Source organism: Natronobacterium haloterrestre, from assembly GCF_900112205.1.
Classification (GTDB): Archaea; Halobacteriota; Halobacteria; order Halobacteriales; family Natrialbaceae; genus Natronobacterium; species Natronobacterium haloterrestre.
The window spans coordinates 56341-72383 of sequence record NZ_FOKW01000009.1; the positions used below are offsets into that span (position 1 = coordinate 56341).

Here is a 16043-nt window from a genome sequence, read left to right on the forward strand (position 1 = left end):
CCTTACGAGACCGCTCTTCCGTGCCCGAGTCGGTGGGTCTCGAGCGACGGTCGAAGCCGGCACACAGGCTGGGAACCCACGGTCCGGGGACCCGTCCCCAACTGGCAGCCATCCGTACGAACGGGTGAATCGAAGGTCCGGGAGAGGGCACTTATGGATCCACTGCAGCGATGGAGACCCTGGGCGCACTAGCCGCGGTTCGCATTCAGGTCGTTCGTTTCGAACCGCGCGACCGCGTGCGATCGGGTGTGCAGTGGCAGCGACTCGCAGGGGCAACTATCGGTACGGTGAGTACTGGCACGACTCGGCGTTGTCGACTCGGACATGTGAAGTGGTGTTCCCATTCGACTGGATTTCTCTCCTAAACATAACTAACATTGATTGAATCTTCGAATGAGTAACAGATGAGCGAAACTGACTCGTCGGTCCGTAGCTCCGCGACGTCTCGACGCAACTTCCTGAAGTTAGTTGGGTCGATGTCTGCGGGATCCGTTATCACACAATACGGGTCCGAGGTCGCGAGAGCCCTCGAGCAGGCGACTGACGGCAATAAAGAAGCCGTCTGGATCCAGGGACAAACCTGTTCGGCATGTACGATGTCGACCCTTCAGGGGGCCGCACCCAGCCTCGAGGAAGCGATCTCGCAGTTCAAACTCGAGGTCACGTTCCATCCGGAACTCATGGCCGAAACCGGTGAAGCGGCGATCGATGCGATGAGTTCTTCGCCCGATATTCTGCTGGTCGAGGGGGCGATTCCGACGAAGATACCCTCTGCTGCGACGTTCGGGCGGGACGAAAACGGTCATCACAAGCCGGTACTGGACTGGGTGCTCGAGTTGTCGGAGGACGCCGAGTACGTGATGGGGATCGGCACCTGTGCCTGCTACGGCGGGTGGCAGTCGGCCGAGAACGGGGCGCCTGACGTCTACGACTTCCAGGAAGAAGGGCCGTGGATGGATCCGAACGTCACCGGTGCGAAGGGGTTGCAGTATACCCACCGGGAAGGTGATGCCGGCGTGCTCGGCCCCGAGTTCACCGCGGGATCGGGTCTGCCGGTTATCAATGTCCCGGGCTGTATGACCCACCCCGACTACGTCCTGCTGACGGTGGCGACGCTATTGAACGGCCACGACCCCGATTTAGACGAGTTCAATCGGCCAAAAGCGTTCTACGGACCGCTCGTTCACGACGAGTGCTCACGGCGGGGCTACTTCGACCGCGGCGAGTTCGTGGACCACGTCGGCGACGGTTCCGGGAAGTGTCTCTACAACGTCGGCTGCAAGGGACCGTACTGTCACTGTGACGACTCGGTCCGGCTGTGGAACGACGGGACCAGCGTCTGCAGGAACGTCGGTGCCCCCTGTATCGGCTGTATGGAACCCGGCTTCTGGGACCGGATGACGCCGTTCTACGAGCCCGCGGAGAAACAGGGGCTCGCACTCACCGACGTCGAGACCGCCGGCAAGGTCGCCGTCGGTGCGACGGTGGCCGGTCTCGGGGCCCACGCCGCCCGGAAGGCGATGGGGTACGGCGACGACGAGGCCGCCGATGGACAGGACGGTGACGAAGAACGCCTCGAGGCCGACGGCTGTGGCTGCGGAGGCGACTGTGGCTGTCGAACTGACACCGAACCGACCGACTCACTGGAGGACCGATAATGCCGGAGATCGAGATCGACCCGACGACGCGTATCGAGGGCCACCATAGCACGACGCTACAGGTCGAGGACGGCGTCGTCACGGAGGCAAAGAGCCACATGGACATGTTCCGCGGCATGGAGACCGTCGTTCTCGATCGGCCCCCGTCCGATGCCCCGGTGTTCACCCAGCGGGTCTGTGGGGTCTGCTTTACGGTCCACCGGATGAGTTCGCTCCTGGCCATCGAAAACGCCGCCAGGGAAGCCGGCGTCTTCGACGGCGTCCCCGACACCGCCCGGAAGATGCGCAACCTCCTGGAGAAGATCGCGACCCTGTGGAACCACGCGGTCCACATGTTCGCCCTGGTCGGGCCGGACTACAGCGACGCCGTCGCCGACACGGGGCTCGAGCGGCTCGATCCGATGGAGGGCGAGGGATACAAGAAGGCCCTGGACGCCCAGCGTCAGCTCCTGCAGGGCTTTGCCGAGTTCGGCGGTAAAGCTCCCCATCCGCTCACCTACGCCCCGGGCGGGATGTCGGCGACGCCGACGGAGGGCAAACTCCAGACCATACGGCGGCAGGTCGAGTACGTAAGCGACTGGCTGGGCCCGACCGACGCGATCCCCGAGGTGATCGGGAACGTCCGTAACGGCGAGTTCGACCCGTCGCTCGGCGAGGGGTTGCACGACATCGTCTCGATCCTGTTCGCCGCAAAGGAAGCCGGTGCGGACGACTTCGGCGTCGGCCCCGGCCGGTACTACTGCAACGGCGTCTACCCCGACGGCGAGGGCGATCGAGAGGTTCCGGCAGGCATCTACGTCGACGGCGAACTCTCTCACCCGAGCAAGGAGGAGATCACGTCGGCGATCACCGAGGACACCACCCGGGCCTGGTACACCGACGATTCCGGCGGCCATCCGATGGAGGAGTCCCCACCCAAGCCCGACCCCGAGAAGGACGGTGCCTACTCGTGGGGGAAGGCACCGCGGTACGACGGAATGAACATGGAAACCGGATCGCTCGCCCGTCTGATCGTCACCGACCGGGATCCGTTCGACCTGCGGGCGGACCTGGGCGGCGATCCGACCAAGAGCACCACGTTGAACCGGTTGATCGCGCGGGCCCAGGAGGCTGTCCTGCTCCGGGACGGGATCCTCGAGTTGCTCGAGGAGATCGAACCGAACGCAACGGTCAACCGGGGCTGGACCGACGACTTCAGCGGCGAGGGTGTCGGGCTCTGGGAGGCCTCCCGCGGCGCGCTCTCTCACTGGGTGAAGATCGAGGACGGCACGATCACCAACTACCAGATCATCACGCCGACACTGTGGAACCTCGGCCCCCGTGACGGGAACGGAACGCCGAGCATCTTCGAGGGGGCCGTCGAGGGAATGGAGGTCACGGACTACGAGAATCCGATCAACGTCATGCGGACGGTCCGGTCGTTCGACCCCTGTCTGGCCTGTTCGGTCCACGTCGAGAGCCCCGCAGGTACCTACACCGAAGAGGTCACCCCCGCATCGCCGGGGACCGCGGCTGCAGGGAGTGAACGGCCGTTCGCCGGCCAGGAGGTGGACGAACCGTGAGCAGTAGTGCCGACGCGAGTTCCAGCTCGAGTGCGGGCACAGGAACTGGATCGAGGGGGATCCGCGAACGCCTCGGCTCGGTCGTCTCGGATGTACTGACGCCACCTGAAGAGGCCGACGACCGGTACGACCGGATCCGGGCACTGAAGGGCCGAGTCACGGTCGAGCGCCATAGCCTCGGCGCGCGGCTCTCCCACTGGACCCAGGCACTCCTCATGTTCGTCCTGCTGGGGACGGGATATGCCATCAGGACCGGTACCTACGGGCCGATGAACGTCCCGCCCTGGGACGGCTACTACATCGCGTTCGGGCTGCACATGTGGGCCGGCATCCTGCTGATGGCGTTTCTGTTCGTGCTCTTCCCGCTATACCACGTCTACGTCGATGGACACCGACAGCTGGCAGAGATGGACGACGTTCGGGTTACCGTTCGGGTTGCACAGGCGTTCGTCGGCCTGAAGTCCTACATTCCGGGGTATCACCATGCCCGCGAGACCTACGACGAGGAGGACGGCGACTGGGTCGCATACCACCCGATGCAGAAGACGTTCTTCTGGTGGGTGTCGATCTTCTTCGGTCTGCTCACGCTGACTGGCTTCGGTATGTACGCCGAGATGCGGACGGATCCAGTCCGGTGGATCGAACTCCTCGGGTTTCTCTCACCGTGGCTCCCGTTCGAGTTCTTGCTGCAGATCCACTTGCTGTTGGCTTTCCTCGTGTTCGCGATGATACTCGGCCACGTCTACTTCGCGATCCTGCCGAGTAATCACGGCGCGCTAAAGTCGATGGTGTTCGGGAAGATGGACGCATACGTCCTCGAGGAGACCGATGACAGCGAAGAGTAACGACGCCAGGCCGTCGGCGACCGAAGAGAGTCGCCGCCGGGCGGTCGTCGGCGTCGGCAGCATGGTACTGGGGGACGACGGGGTCGGCTACCACGCGATCGAGGCCCTGCAGGAGCACGACGGCGATCTTCCGGCGGGGACGACCCTCACGCACGCAGGGACGACAGCGTTCCTGGCGCTCGAGGCGATGAGCGGGGCTGACCTGGCGATCGTCGTCGACGCCCTCGCGATCGACGAATCGCCGGGAACGATCCGGGAGTATCGACTCGACCGGCCGGACACGAGCGCGCCCGAGGTGACGATGCACGACTACAGTTTCACTGATGCCCTCGCGGTGGGCGACGCAGCATACGACGTTCCCGAGGAAGTGTACCTGATCGGTGTCGTGCCGGAGCGGCTCGAGCCCGCAGTCGAACTCTCGGAACCGGTCGAAACAGCACTTCCGGAACTGGTGTCGCGGATCGAACGACGGCTTGTTACCGAGACGGATCACTGAACCAATGAAAGGCTACTGGCACTGTACTGACTGCGGTGAACGGATAGCGAAAGACGCGATCGACGAGCACGAGAGCAACGGCCACCACGTGAGGGGCCATTTCCGCCCCGATCGGCTGCTTGCCGGCGACCCGGAGATGATCGGCTCGCAGGTAAACGACGGCGACGGGGGTGGCGTCTGATGTGTCTGGGTGTCCCCGGCGAGATCCGGGAGATCGACGGCCAGGAGGCAGTCGCCGACTTCTGGGGCGTCGAACGCCGGGTCAGGCTCGACGTCGTCGGCGACGCGGTCGAGGTCGGCGACTACGTTCTCAACCACGCCGGGTTCGCGATCCGGAAGATTCCGGACCACGAAGTCGAAGAGACGATGGCCATCTACGAGTCGCTGTTCGCGGATGATCCCGACGAGGCCCTCGAGGAAATCGGTTCACAGGGGAGTGAGACGGCTGAGCTCGAGCTCGGTGGGGACGAATGAGCGAGGACCTGAAGTTCCGTGATCCGGACGCAGCCGAGGAGTTAGCGGCCGACCTCGAGGAGTTGATGGATCGGATCGACGATCCCGTCGAGATCATGCACGTCTGTGGCTCCCACGAACAGGTCATCGCGAAGTTCGGGTTGCGGAGCATGCTCCCCGAGGGATTGTCGATCACGATGGGGCCGGGGTGTCCGGTCTGTGTGACCGACATGCCGGAAGTCGACGAGGCCGTCGCGCTGGCCGAGGACGGGAAAGTCGTTGCCACGTACGGCGACATGTTCCGCGTTCCCGGTACGAGAAAGAGTCTCGCCGACGCAAAGGCAGCGGGGGCGAGCGTGGAGGTCGTCTACAGCGCGAGCGAGGCGGTCGATCTCGCGGCGGAACGCGACGAGGAAGTCGTCTTCTTCGCGACGGGGTTCGAGACGACCGCGGCACCGACCGCGGCGATCCTGCAGACTGGCCCACCCGAGAACTTCTCGGTGCTGTCGGCACACAAGTACGTCCCGCCGGCGATGGAAGTCGTCGCCGAAATGCCGGACACCGACGTCGACGGGTTCCTCGCTGCCGGACACGCGGCGACGATCACCGGATACGGTCTCTTCGAGGAATTCGTCGACGGCTACGACCTGCCGGTCGTCGTCGGCGGCTTCGAGCCGATCGACGTCCTGTACGGCCTCCGGAAACTGCTCGAGTTCCTCGCCGAAGGCGAAGACGGACTCGCGAACGCGTACCCACGCTGTGTCACCAGGGAGGGTAACGAAGCAGCGATGGACGCCATCCGTGAGGTCTTCGACCTGACGGCCGGCGAGTGGCGGGGTATCGCCGACATCCCGGACGCCAATTTCGTTTTGAGCGACGCGTACGCCGAGTACGACGCCCGCGAACGGTTCGATATCGAGCCCGTCGAGGGAGACGTGGACCCGCTAACCGAGCAGTGTCTCTGCGGGGACATTATGGCCGGGACGACCTCGCCGGAGGAGTGTGACCTCTTCGGCGACGAGTGTACGCCGTCCAATCCCGTCGGGGCCTGTATGGTGTCCGACGAGGGGACGTGCAAGATTCACCTCGAGTACGGAGGGCGACCCGATCTATGACTGATGACGTAGACGACGAGACGATCACTCTCGCGCATGGTGCAGGGACGGGACGGACGACCGAACTGATCGAAGAGACGGTCCTGCCGCACCTGGCCAGCAACGGGCAGGAGTCGGTCGGACTCGAGGCCCTGGACGACGGAGCGGTTCACGACGTCGGCGACCGCGCGATCGTGACCACGACCGACAGTCACGTCGTCTCGCCGCGATCGTTTCCCGGCGGCGACCTCGGTCGGCTCGCGGTCGCGGGGACGGTCAACGACCTCGCGGTCATGGGCGCGACCGACCCCCTCTCGCTGACCTGTTCACTGGTCGTCGAGGAAGGTACCCCGCTGTCGGAAGTCGAGTCGGTTCTCGAATCGATGGCAGCGACCTGCGAGGAGGCCGAGTGTGCGATCACGACCGGCGACACGAAGGTGATGGGGAGCGGCGAGATCGACGGCATCGTGGTCAACACGACCGGGGTCGCCATCATTCCGGACGGGGAACACGTCCCTGACGCCGGCCTCTCGACGGGGGACAAGCTCATTCTCTCGGGTCCCGTCGGCGACCACGGCATCGCTCTACTGGCCGAACGGGAGGGGTTCGATCTCGAGGGCGACCTCGAGAGCGACGTCGCCCCGATCAACGGCCTCGTCGCGGCGGCGCTCGAGGCCGGAACCGTGACGGCGATGAAAGATCCTACGCGGGGAGGGTTCGCCACCGCGGTCAACGAGATGGTCCGCAAGGCGGACGTCGGAGCGACGGTCGACGAAACTGCGATACCGGTCGGGGACACCGTCGCCTCGTCCGGCGAACTGCTGGGGATCGACCCGCTGGATGTGGCAAACGAGGGGAAAGTCCTCCTCGGCGTCGATCCCGAGGACGCCGAGGCGGTACTCGAAGCGATCCGCAGCCATCCGCTGGGCGAGGACGCCGCGGTCGTCGGTGAGGTTACCGACGACCATGCGGGCCGGGTCGTCCTCGATACCGGCTTCGGCCGGCGCTACCTCTCGGAACCGGAGGGCGTTCAACTTCCACGGATCTGCTAGTATGCACGAGTTTAGCGTCGCCGATGCCGTGCTCGAACGAGCGCTCGAGACCGCAGCCGACCACGGGACTGCGATAATCGAGGAACTGACGATCGAACTCGGGACGGCGACCCATGTCAACCCCGACCAGCTCACGTTCTGCCTGGAAACGATCGCCGACGGAACGCCAGCAGCCGACGCCACGGTGACGATCGACCCTGTCGAACCACACGCCCGCTGTGACTGTGGTTGGGACGGCGAGCCGCCGACGCTCGACGTGTCGGGAGCTGTCGCGCCGAACTTGCGCTGTCCCGACTGTGGCGAACGGCTCGAACTGGTCCGGGGCAAGGAGTGTCGACTTTCGAGTATCACCGTTCCCGACGCGGACTCGTCCGCGGGGAACGGTGACGACCCGATGCGAATCGACGAAACCGGTGACTAATACTATGTATCCAACCCGAACACGGATCGATATCGACCGATCCACGGCGTACAGCTCACGACTCAACACGGTGCTCGCCACCGCCTTGAAGATCCCGTCGACCCTTCGCTGTCACCGATTCGGTCACGACGACCACGAGCACGATCACGACCACGGGGGCAACGAGGACGATGTCCTCGCTCGTTTCCGCGAGCAAGCCGCCGACGTCCACGAACGAGTCGTCCACGACAACGACGTCACTTGCATCGAGTTCCTCGGTGCGACCGGCAGCGGCAAGACGATGGTGCTCGAGCGACTCGCCGAGCGTGTCCCTGCCGAGGAACGTGTCGGCGTCGTCGTCGGCGACGTCGCCGGTGAGGACGATGCTCGCCGGCTCGAGGAACACGGCGTCGAAACCGTCACCGTCAACACCGGGAAGGAGTGTCACCTCGACGCGTCGCTGGTCGACGATGCGATCGACTCGTTCGACCTCGAGCAACTCGATCGACTCTACTTCGAGAACGTCGGCAACATGGTCTGTCCGGCCGACTTCCCGCTGGGTGCACAGACGCGCGTACTGGTCGTGAGCGTAACCGAAGGTGATGACGTGGTGCGGAAGCATCCGCTCCTGTTCCAGGCCTGTGACGCGACGGTCGTGAACAAGGCCGACCTCGCCGACGCCGTCGGCGCTGACCTCGAGCGAATGCGGGCCGACGTGACGGACGTCGCTCCTGGCATGGACGTCTTCGAAACGAACGCCCGCGGCGACGACGGCGTCGACGCGCTTGCTGACTTTCTCGACGGACACGAACACGACCACGAGACGGCTCACGCATACGAGTAACTATGGCGGCCGATCAGGTTCGGGCGACGGTTCGGATCGACGGCGTCGTCCAGGGTGTCGGCTTTCGACCCTTCGTCTACCGAACGGCACTCGACGCTGGTGTCAGCGGCTACGTTCGCAACGCCGGAGGGACCGTCGACGCTGCGTTCGAGAGCGACCGCTCGAGCGTCGAGTCCGTTCTGGAGACGCTCCGGGCGGAGAACCCTCCGCTCTCGCGGGTCGATCGAGTCGACGTGACCTGGACCGATCCCGTCGGGACCGACGGGTTCGAGATTCGCGACTCGAGTACGGACGGCACCACTGATTCCGGGTCCGGGGGTGGGGCTCCCGTCCCGCCCGACACTGGCATCTGCGACCGGTGTCTCGCGGACGTACGCGACCCGGACTCGCTGTACCATAGCTACTGGGCCACGAGTTGCGTCGACTGTGGGCCTCGATTTTCGGTCGTCCGGGGGGTCCCCTACGACCGCGACCGGACGTCGATGGACGAATTCCCGCTCTGTGAGGACTGCAGGGATCGCTACGAAGAGCCTGCGGATCGACGGTATCACGCTCAGGCCGTCGCCTGTGCGAACTGCGGGCCGACGTTGCGATACGAAGCCGATCCCGCTGCGAGCGTCGCGAACGGCTCGGCCGCGATAGCACGCGCCGCATCCGCTCTCGCCGACGGGGAAATCGTCGGGCTGAAAGGAACCGGCGGCACGCATTTCGTCTGCGACGCGACCGACCCAGACGTCGTCGACCGACTCCGGGAGCGAACTGGGCGGCCGACGAAACCCTTCGCGGTGATGGCACCGGACGTAGCTTCGGTCAACTCGTTCGCGCTCGTCGACGGGAACGAACGGGAGCTCCTCGAGGACGTTCGCCGGCCGATCGTCCTTCTCGAGGGCGACGACGAGACGACCTGGCTCGACGAGATCGCACCAGGATTACACACCGTCGGCGTTGCCTTGCCCTACGCTGGCGTCCACCACCTGCTGTTCGACCACGTCGAGGAGCCCCTGGTGATGACGAGCGCGAACCGTCCCGGCGAGCCGATGGTCACGTCCGCAACTGACCTGTGGGAACGGTTGGGTGATGTCGTCGATGGTGCCCTCGTTCACGACCGAACGATCGTCAATCGCTGTGATGACAGCGTCGTCCGTACCGTCGACGGCAAACGGCGGTTTCTCCGTCGCTCGAGGGGATGGACGCCGATGGCGCTGCCTGCCGTCGATGACGCGGACGAGGGACCGGCGGTTCTCGCGCTCGGGCCGGAACGGGACGTGACTGTCGCCGTCGCCGACGGTGACCGCGTCGTCCCGTCACAGCACGTCGGCGACGTCGACGGACCCGACGGCCTCGCCTTTCTCGAGGAAGCCGTCGATCGACTGACGGCGCTGACCGGGATCGAACCGGACGTCGTCGCCTGCGACCTACACCCGGAGTTTACGACGACCGAGTGGGCGAGACGATACGCCGAGAACGGGGACGAGAACCTGCTCCGTGTCCAGCATCATCATGCCCACGCCGCAGCCCTCTGTGCCGAACACGATCTCGAGCGAACGGTCGCGATCGTTGCCGATGGCACAGGGTACGGCCCGGATGGAACGATCTGGGGCGGCGAAGTGCTCGACGTCACGCCTGCCGACTTCGAGCGTGTCGGTGGTCTCGAGCAGTTCTCGTTGCCAGGCGGTCGAGCGGCAATACGCGAGCCGGCACGGATCCTCGCGAGCCTGCTCGCGGACGAAGAGCGGATCGACGAGCGGCTTCTGGCGACCGACGTGGCCGAGACACCCACCGAGGCCGCTGTCGTCCGACAGGAGGCCGAACGCGGAGTAAACACACCGACGACGACCAGTGCAGGTCGGTACCTCGATGCCGTGAGTGCTCTGCTCGACGTCTGTGGCCGTCGTCGCTACGAGGGCGAGCCAGCGATGCGACTCGAGGCGGCTGCCCACGACGGAAGCCCACGGTCGATCGATCTCGAGTTCACGAGCCGTAACGGGCAACGAACTCTCGATGTGCGGGCACTCGTCACTGATCTCGCTGCCATGACCGAGGAGTACCCGCAAGCGGACGTCGCTGCGACCGCGCAGGAGGCACTGGCACGCGGTCTGGGGAGGATCGCCGTCGAGACTGCACACGAGCGTGACCTCGAGACGGTCGGGTTCACTGGTGGCATCGCCTACAACGACGCGATAACCGCAGCAATTAGACGGCACGTAACGGAAGCCGGCCTCTCGTTTGCGACCCCCGTTGACGCTCCCGCCGGAGACGGCGGCGTTTCGTACGGACAGGCGATCGTCGCACGGGCACGCGGTGGTCGCGGACGAAACCGCTGAGCCGCGTGCCTGCTCCCGGCGGCAGAGCTATCACCTCGAGCAACGCTGCGGGCGATGCACTCGATTCGAGCCAATCGGGTGACTCGGTCCGGTCAGTCCCGGCGCTGCCCCGGTCGTGGTCGGGTTTCGGGGACGGTACGGCGGGCAATCGATACGAGCACCACCATCGTCAGCAGCGTCCCGACCGACAACAGCCCTCGCCCCACCGAGAGCCCGGCCAGGGCCGTGACGTCGGCGTAGAACGTAAAGAGGAGGAATGCCGGGAAGACGGTCCCGATCGCGTACCGCCACGGGATCGCCAGGGGGCGCGAGATCGCACCCGACCCTTCGAGGTACTCCTCGATGGCGGCCGGGCCGAGTACCCAGGCCGTATACACCATGAACCCGGTCAGCCCGAGCACCAACAACAGATCGACGAGGTGATCCGCAAACAGCGTAAACACCGCGGGGCTGAACGCGTTCACGCCGCCGGTAAGCGCGACCAGCGCGAACAATCCACGGGTCGCAGTCGACCGCTCGAGGTCGAACTCGTCGACCAGGAACGAGACCGGGATCTCGAGAATGCTGATCAGGCTCGTGAGGGCCGCGAGGAAAACGACCAGGAAGAAGACCGCGCCGAGGAGTCGTCCGCCGGGCAGGTTCGCGAACGCGCTGGCGATACCGACGAACAGGGCGCCGGGGCCGCCCTCGGTCGGTCCTGGCGCGAACGAGAACAACAACGGGAAGACCACCAGTCCGGCCAGGATACCGATGCCGAGATTGAATACGGCGATAACCGAGGCGTCGAGGGGTAGCGAGCGATCGTCGTCGACGTAGGACGCGTAGGTTATCATCGTTCCGCCACCGATCGAGAGGGTGAAAAGCGCCTGGCCGGCGGCCGAACCCAGCACCGACAGGAAGTTCTCGGCCAGGTAGGCCCCGTCGAACCCGAGGTAAAACTCGTAGCCCTGCGCGGTGTCGGGCTGTCCGGCCGCCCAGATCGCGAGTCCGACGAGCAACACGACGATGCCGGGCATCATCACCTTCGTCGTCGCCTCGATGCCGCGCCTGATCCCTGCACCGACGATCAGAGACGTGGCCGCGAGGACGGCGAGTTGGTACCCGAACGCTTCGGCACCGTAGCTGATCGTCGCGAAATGGGCTTCAGGATCCGCGAAATAGGCACCCGTCGCACTCTCGAGGAAGTAGCGGAGAATCCACCCGCCGACGACGCTGTAGAACGACAGTAGCATGATCGACGTGACGACACAGAGCCCGCCCAACGCCGTCCAGAAACGCGATCCGGAGAGGGACTTGAACGCTCCGACCGGGTTCCGATTCGACCGTCGACCGATCACGAACGCGGCCAGCAACCCCGGAACCCCAACGACGAGGACAGTGAACAGATACAACAGCAGAAAGGCACTTCCGCCGTTCTCCGCGGTCATCCATGGGAACCGCCAGAGGTTTCCCAACCCGATCGCGCTTCCGACCGCGGCCAGGATAAATCCGGCACGACTCGCCCAACTCTCACGTACCATTCTGTCTCAGCGAACCAACTCGGCGCGCATAAGAATTGTTACTCAGTGGCTCAGCGCACTCGCAGTTGGGTGGGTGCTGGGAGGTAGTCGAGATATATTGACACGATGGGTCCGTTTCATATGTCCGCGAAGGGCGAATCAGGTCCCAGCAAACCGCGTTTGAGCATCTCGAGATCCGTGATCGACCGTTTCATTTCGGAACAATTACTTATATGGCTGTCCGGCGTGATCCGACTCGGTCGGCGGTGTCCTCCTGACGTCGGGACCGGTCCTCCCACTCGAGGCGTCTGTCTACGGCAGGGACCGATACTGGACGCGGAGATCGTGTGAGTAGTGAAGGAGATTGAACCACGCCGAGACGTACTTGCTCGCACCCAGCGGTCACTGCGCGAGCCGCGATTCGGCGGTTCAAATCTGCCCAACGTCACGATCCCGTCGCTCTCGAGTTTGCTCGCGACAGAAGTAGTGGGTTGGGGCAGATTTGAACCACGCCGAGACACGCTCGCTTCGCTGCGCGTGACTCGTCTCGTTCAAATCTACCGTAACAATTTCTGACGGAACGGATGACTCGCGTTGCGTGGCGGTATCGCCACGCTCCGCTCGTCGGTTGTTGTTCCGTCAGAAATGGGTTGGGGCAGATTTGAACTGCCGACTTCCTCCGTGTGAAGGAGGTATCATAACCGGACTAGATCACCAACCCGCAGTCCGTCGTACCCGCGCGTTCGACTTAAGGCTTCCTTTCATCGACCGCGGCAGGTGGGGACCTCGAGCCATCGAGCCATCGAGCCATCGAGCCCTCGAGCCGAACCCCATCAGGAGTCAGTACGTCGGCTCCTCTTCCGTCTCCCCGTCGCGCTGGTTGACCAGTCGAGCGAACGTAAAGAGCCCGTCGGAGAGCCGGTTGAGGTACTGGACGGCGAGTTCGTTGATCTCCTCGTTCTCGGCGAGGGCGACCGCCCGGCGCTCTGCGCGTCGACAGACCGCCCGCGCGTGGTGGAGTCGCGCGCCGCGTTCGCTCCCCGTCGGCAGGATGAAGGTTGTCAGCGGCTCGAGTTCCTCGTCGCAGTCGTCGATCCACTCCTCGACGGTTTCGACGTGGTGGGTCTCGATCTCCGGGGCGTCTTCGTCGGGATCGGGGTCGGCGAACTCGGCCTGGACGACGTGGAGGTGGTTCTGGACCGTCCGTAGCCGCTCGTCGACGTCGTCGTACTCGGTCGGGCGAACGGTCCCGAGCAGTGCGTTGAGTTCGTCGACCGTGCCGTAGGCTTCGATTCGGGGGTCAGTCTTCGAGACGCGACTCATGTCCCGTAGATCCGTCTCCCCGTCGTCTCCGCGACCCGTATATATCGACATGTCCGGAGCGACGGGGGGAACTCACTTAATCCCTGTCGGGAACGCACCGTCGGAGCGTCGGACTCGAGTCGCGACGACGGCCGGCGCTCGATGACGAAAACGTAAAATCGCTCGGCCCGAAACGGGCCCGTATGTCCATGGAACTCGACCATTACTGTCCCGAGTGCGGGGAGGATCGCACGTTCTACCGCGCGGCGAGTACGACCCTGCATCTGGGCGAGAAAATCAAGTGGCATTGCCCCGAGTGCTCGTACGGCTTCGTCCGGATCGGCGACAACGGGACGGCGGTCGACTCGAGTGCCGACGCCTGATCCGTGCGTGAATCGACGGGCGGCGATAGGCGGCAACCGACAGGCGGTAACCGATAGCTGACCAGCGACCAACGGCCCCCATCAACCCCTCGTCGACCCGCTCTCTCCTCTCGAACCGACGCCGACGACGACCGACGGGACCGGCGTGGTGAATACCAACACCCTTGTTTCGGGCGTTCCTACGGCGACCCGAGAACCGATGCAAGGACGGAGACTCGCGACGACGGACGCGATCGTCGCGATCGTCAGCCCGGGCGAGGACAGCGAGGCAGCCCTCGCCAGGCTCGAGGCCTGGACGACCGACCGGGGGATCGACCTCGCGACGGTCGACGTCGGCGAGGACATCGGCGACGTCTACGACGAGAACCGGGCGACGCTGGGGGTGACGATCGGCGGGGACGGCACCTTCCTCGAGGGGATCAAGACCTTCGCACCGCGGAACGTCCCGCAACTGGGGATCAACACCGGGACCCTGGCGTTCCTCTCGCGGGTCGAACCGGAGAACCTCGAGGCGGCGCTCGACGAGGTCATCCGCGGCCGCGCCGAGGTCGACAGCCGCCAGCAGGTGGCCGTCGAGGCTCCCGGGCTCGAGGCGACCGGGATCAACGACGTCATGCTCGAGCACGTGCCGCCGGAGGACCCCATCGACCGCAAGATCACCACGCTCGACGTCTACGCGGACGACGAGTACGTCGGCGAGTTCGAGGGGACGGGCGTGGCAGTCTCGACGCCGACGGGGTCGACGGGCATCTCGCTGTCGGCGAACGGGCCCATCCACTATCCGGTGAACAACCACACCCTGCAGCTGGTGCCGTTGCACACCCACCAGCTCGGGGTTCGGCCGGTCGTCGTCTCGCCCTCGACGGAACTGCGGCTGGTCACCCGCGGCGAGGCGAGCCTGCTGGTCGACGGCGGGCGCTCGCACGCGACCCTCGAGGCCGGCAGCGAGGTGCTCGTGACGGGGGCCGACCAGCTTGCCCACGTCGTCCGGACGAGCTACGACGACCACTTCTTCTCGGCGATTTCGAAGAAGCTCGGCTGGGACATCCGCGATCCCGACCCGGATCCGGGCACCGGCGGCGCAGTCGACGCCGACCTCGACCGACGTCTCGAGGTCGCCGCCGGCTCCGGGCCCGCACCGGACGAATCCCTCGCTTCGCGGCGTGGGGTCGGGACCGCGACGAGCCCGGACGACGGGTCAGCGGAGACGGACGAAGCCGACGTCCACGAGCGCGCGCTGCGGATCGCGACCGAGGCGGCGGAGGCCGCCGGTGAGCCGCTTCGCGAACTGCACGGCCAGGTCGAGACCGTCACCGTCAAAAGCGACAAATCGGACGTCGTCACCGAGGCCGACCACCAGGCCGACCGGATCATCACGGCCGTGATCCGCAACGAGTTCCCGGATCACCGGATCCTTTCGGAGGAGGGGCCTCCCTGGGAGCAGGACGGCACCGAGCCGCCGAATCGCGACCGGAATCCCGCCGACGTCGACGCCGCCACGCCGGCCGCTCCCTCCGGCTACACCTGGGTCGTCGACCCCCTCGACGGGACCGGCAACTTCGCCCACGGCAACCCCAACTACTCGGTCTCGATCGCGCTGCTCGAGGACGGCGATCCAGTCGTCGGCGTCGTCTACGTCCCCGAAACCGACGAACTGTTCAGCGCGATCGCGGGTCGCGAGGCCCGGCGCAACGGCGACCGGATCGAGACGACCGACCGGGACCGCCTCGACGAGAGCATGCTCATCTCGGGGTACGACCCGGACGGCTCCTTCCTCTCGCACTTCTACCAGGAGTCACGGGGCGTGCGCCGGCTGGGATCGGCGGCGCTCAACCTCTGTTACCTCGCGAGCGGCAGCGCCGACGCCACCTGGGAACACGACACCCACCCGTGGGACGTCGCCGCGGGCCTGGTGATCGCCCGCGCCGCGGGTGCGACGATCACCGACGAGCGCGGCGAGCGGTTCGAACTCACGCTCGAGGACGACGGCCGCGCGGCGCTGCTGGGCTCGAACGGGCCCCTCCACCCGTCGCTGCTCGAGCACCTCGAGGCGGGACGGACGGGCGCGGAGACGAACGCCGACGGCGGCGACTGAGCCGTCGTCGAGTGCCGTCTTTCGAGAACGAGCGGG

At 65.5% G+C, this 16043-nt stretch carries 15 protein-coding genes and 1 tRNA gene; 13 read left to right on the forward strand and 3 right to left on the reverse strand.

Annotated features, from left to right (window positions below; genetic code table 11):
- Positions 1-404: 404 nt before the first annotated feature.
- Genes BM113_RS16450 through hypF form a run of 11 tightly spaced genes read left to right on the forward strand, consistent with a single transcriptional unit; the run spans position 405 to position 10728 of the window.
- On the forward strand, positions 405-1658 hold the full coding sequence (locus tag BM113_RS16450; RefSeq protein WP_089789142.1) for a hydrogenase small subunit: 1254 nt from the start codon (positions 405-407) through the stop codon (positions 1656-1658).
- Positions 1658-3220, forward strand: a complete 1563-nt coding sequence (locus BM113_RS16455) for a nickel-dependent hydrogenase large subunit (RefSeq protein ID WP_089789143.1) — start codon at positions 1658-1660, stop codon at positions 3218-3220. Before BM113_RS16450 ends, BM113_RS16455 begins: the two co-directional genes overlap by 1 nt.
- Entirely contained in the window at positions 3217-4065 is an 849-nt protein-coding gene (locus tag BM113_RS16460) for a cytochrome b/b6 domain-containing protein (RefSeq protein WP_089789144.1), read from the forward strand. The genes BM113_RS16455 and BM113_RS16460 overlap by 4 nt, the downstream gene beginning before the upstream one ends.
- Positions 4049-4561: a hydrogenase maturation protease gene (locus tag BM113_RS16465; protein ID WP_089789145.1), complete on the forward strand. Its 513-nt coding sequence runs from the start codon at positions 4049-4051 to the stop codon at positions 4559-4561. The genes BM113_RS16460 and BM113_RS16465 overlap by 17 nt, the downstream gene beginning before the upstream one ends.
- Before the next feature lie 4 nt (positions 4562-4565).
- Positions 4566-4742, forward strand: coding sequence for a hypothetical protein (locus tag BM113_RS22400; protein ID WP_177209200.1), 177 nt, complete (start codon positions 4566-4568; stop codon positions 4740-4742).
- Positions 4742-5035 (forward strand): HypC/HybG/HupF family hydrogenase formation chaperone, encoded by a 294-nt coding sequence (locus tag BM113_RS16470; RefSeq protein WP_089789146.1) that lies wholly within the window; start codon positions 4742-4744, stop codon positions 5033-5035. The genes BM113_RS22400 and BM113_RS16470 overlap by 1 nt, the downstream gene beginning before the upstream one ends.
- On the forward strand, positions 5032-6129 hold the full coding sequence (hypD, locus tag BM113_RS16475; RefSeq protein ID WP_089789147.1) for a hydrogenase formation protein HypD: 1098 nt from the start codon (positions 5032-5034) through the stop codon (positions 6127-6129). The genes BM113_RS16470 and hypD overlap by 4 nt, the downstream gene beginning before the upstream one ends.
- A complete protein-coding gene (gene hypE, locus BM113_RS16480; RefSeq protein ID WP_089789148.1) occupies positions 6126-7160 on the forward strand; it encodes a hydrogenase expression/formation protein HypE in 1035 nt (344 codons plus the stop codon). Before hypD ends, hypE begins: the two co-directional genes overlap by 4 nt.
- A 1-nt stretch (position 7161) precedes the next feature.
- Complete coding sequence (locus BM113_RS16485) at positions 7162-7581, forward strand: hydrogenase maturation nickel metallochaperone HypA/HybF (RefSeq protein ID WP_089789149.1); 420 nt, start codon at positions 7162-7164, stop codon at positions 7579-7581.
- 4 nt (positions 7582-7585) lie between these two features.
- A complete protein-coding gene (hypB, locus tag BM113_RS16490) occupies positions 7586-8404 on the forward strand; it encodes a hydrogenase nickel incorporation protein HypB (RefSeq protein ID WP_089789150.1) in 819 nt (272 codons plus the stop codon).
- Positions 8405-8406: 2 nt separating this feature from the next.
- The gene (gene hypF / locus BM113_RS16495; RefSeq protein ID WP_089789151.1) at positions 8407-10728 is read left to right on the forward strand and encodes a carbamoyltransferase HypF; all 2322 of its coding nucleotides are present in this window, start codon (positions 8407-8409) and stop codon (positions 10726-10728) included.
- 92 nt (positions 10729-10820) lie between these two features.
- On the opposite strand, the gene BM113_RS16500 is transcribed toward hypF, so the two are convergent.
- From BM113_RS16500 to BM113_RS16510, 3 genes are all read right to left on the reverse strand, one after another.
- On the reverse strand, positions 10821-12248 hold the full coding sequence (locus BM113_RS16500) for a sodium-dependent transporter (RefSeq protein WP_089789152.1): 1428 nt from the start codon (positions 12246-12248) through the stop codon (positions 10821-10823).
- 625 nt (positions 12249-12873) lie between these two features.
- Positions 12874-12948: transfer RNA gene (locus BM113_RS16505), tRNA-Val, on the reverse strand.
- 119 nt (positions 12949-13067) lie between these two features.
- Positions 13068-13601: a cob(I)yrinic acid a,c-diamide adenosyltransferase gene (locus BM113_RS16510; protein ID WP_089789153.1), complete on the reverse strand. Its 534-nt coding sequence runs from the start codon at positions 13599-13601 to the stop codon at positions 13068-13070.
- 131 nt (positions 13602-13732) lie between these two features.
- Between BM113_RS16510 and BM113_RS21965 the strand changes: the two genes are divergently transcribed.
- Together BM113_RS21965 and BM113_RS16515 are read left to right on the forward strand one after the other, a co-directional pair.
- Positions 13733-13912: a DUF7838 family putative zinc beta-ribbon protein gene (locus BM113_RS21965; protein ID WP_143095850.1), complete on the forward strand. Its 180-nt coding sequence runs from the start codon at positions 13733-13735 to the stop codon at positions 13910-13912.
- Between the two features lie 199 nt (positions 13913-14111).
- Positions 14112-16007 (forward strand): inositol monophosphatase family protein, encoded by a 1896-nt coding sequence (locus BM113_RS16515; protein WP_089789154.1) that lies wholly within the window; start codon positions 14112-14114, stop codon positions 16005-16007.
- Positions 16008-16043: the final 36 nt, after the last annotated feature.

What these genes read in the sequence shown, in the direction of transcription:
- BM113_RS16450 (WP_089789142.1), top strand. Translation starts at nt 405, where the DNA reads ATGAGCGAAACTGACTCGTCGGTCCGTAGCTCCGCGACGTCTCGACGC.
- BM113_RS16455 (WP_089789143.1), top strand. Translation starts at nt 1,658, where the DNA reads ATGCCGGAGATCGAGATCGACCCGACGACGCGTATCGAGGGCCACCAT.
- BM113_RS16465 (WP_089789145.1), top strand. Translation starts at nt 4,049, where the DNA reads ATGACAGCGAAGAGTAACGACGCCAGGCCGTCGGCGACCGAAGAGAGT.
- BM113_RS22400 (WP_177209200.1), top strand. Translation starts at nt 4,566, where the DNA reads ATGAAAGGCTACTGGCACTGTACTGACTGCGGTGAACGGATAGCGAAA.
- BM113_RS16470 (WP_089789146.1), top strand. Translation starts at nt 4,742, where the DNA reads ATGTGTCTGGGTGTCCCCGGCGAGATCCGGGAGATCGACGGCCAGGAG.
- hypD (WP_089789147.1), top strand. Translation starts at nt 5,032, where the DNA reads ATGAGCGAGGACCTGAAGTTCCGTGATCCGGACGCAGCCGAGGAGTTA.
- hypE (WP_089789148.1), top strand. Translation starts at nt 6,126, where the DNA reads ATGACTGATGACGTAGACGACGAGACGATCACTCTCGCGCATGGTGCA.
- BM113_RS16485 (WP_089789149.1), top strand. Translation starts at nt 7,162, where the DNA reads ATGCACGAGTTTAGCGTCGCCGATGCCGTGCTCGAACGAGCGCTCGAG.
- hypB (WP_089789150.1), top strand. Translation starts at nt 7,586, where the DNA reads ATGTATCCAACCCGAACACGGATCGATATCGACCGATCCACGGCGTAC.
- hypF (WP_089789151.1), top strand. Translation starts at nt 8,407, where the DNA reads ATGGCGGCCGATCAGGTTCGGGCGACGGTTCGGATCGACGGCGTCGTC.
- BM113_RS16500 (WP_089789152.1), bottom strand. Translation starts at nt 12,248, where the DNA reads ATGGTACGTGAGAGTTGGGCGAGTCGTGCCGGATTTATCCTGGCCGCG.
- BM113_RS16510 (WP_089789153.1), bottom strand. Translation starts at nt 13,601, where the DNA reads ATGTCGATATATACGGGTCGCGGAGACGACGGGGAGACGGATCTACGG.
- BM113_RS21965 (WP_143095850.1), top strand. Translation starts at nt 13,733, where the DNA reads ATGTCCATGGAACTCGACCATTACTGTCCCGAGTGCGGGGAGGATCGC.
- BM113_RS16515 (WP_089789154.1), top strand. Translation starts at nt 14,112, where the DNA reads ATGCAAGGACGGAGACTCGCGACGACGGACGCGATCGTCGCGATCGTC.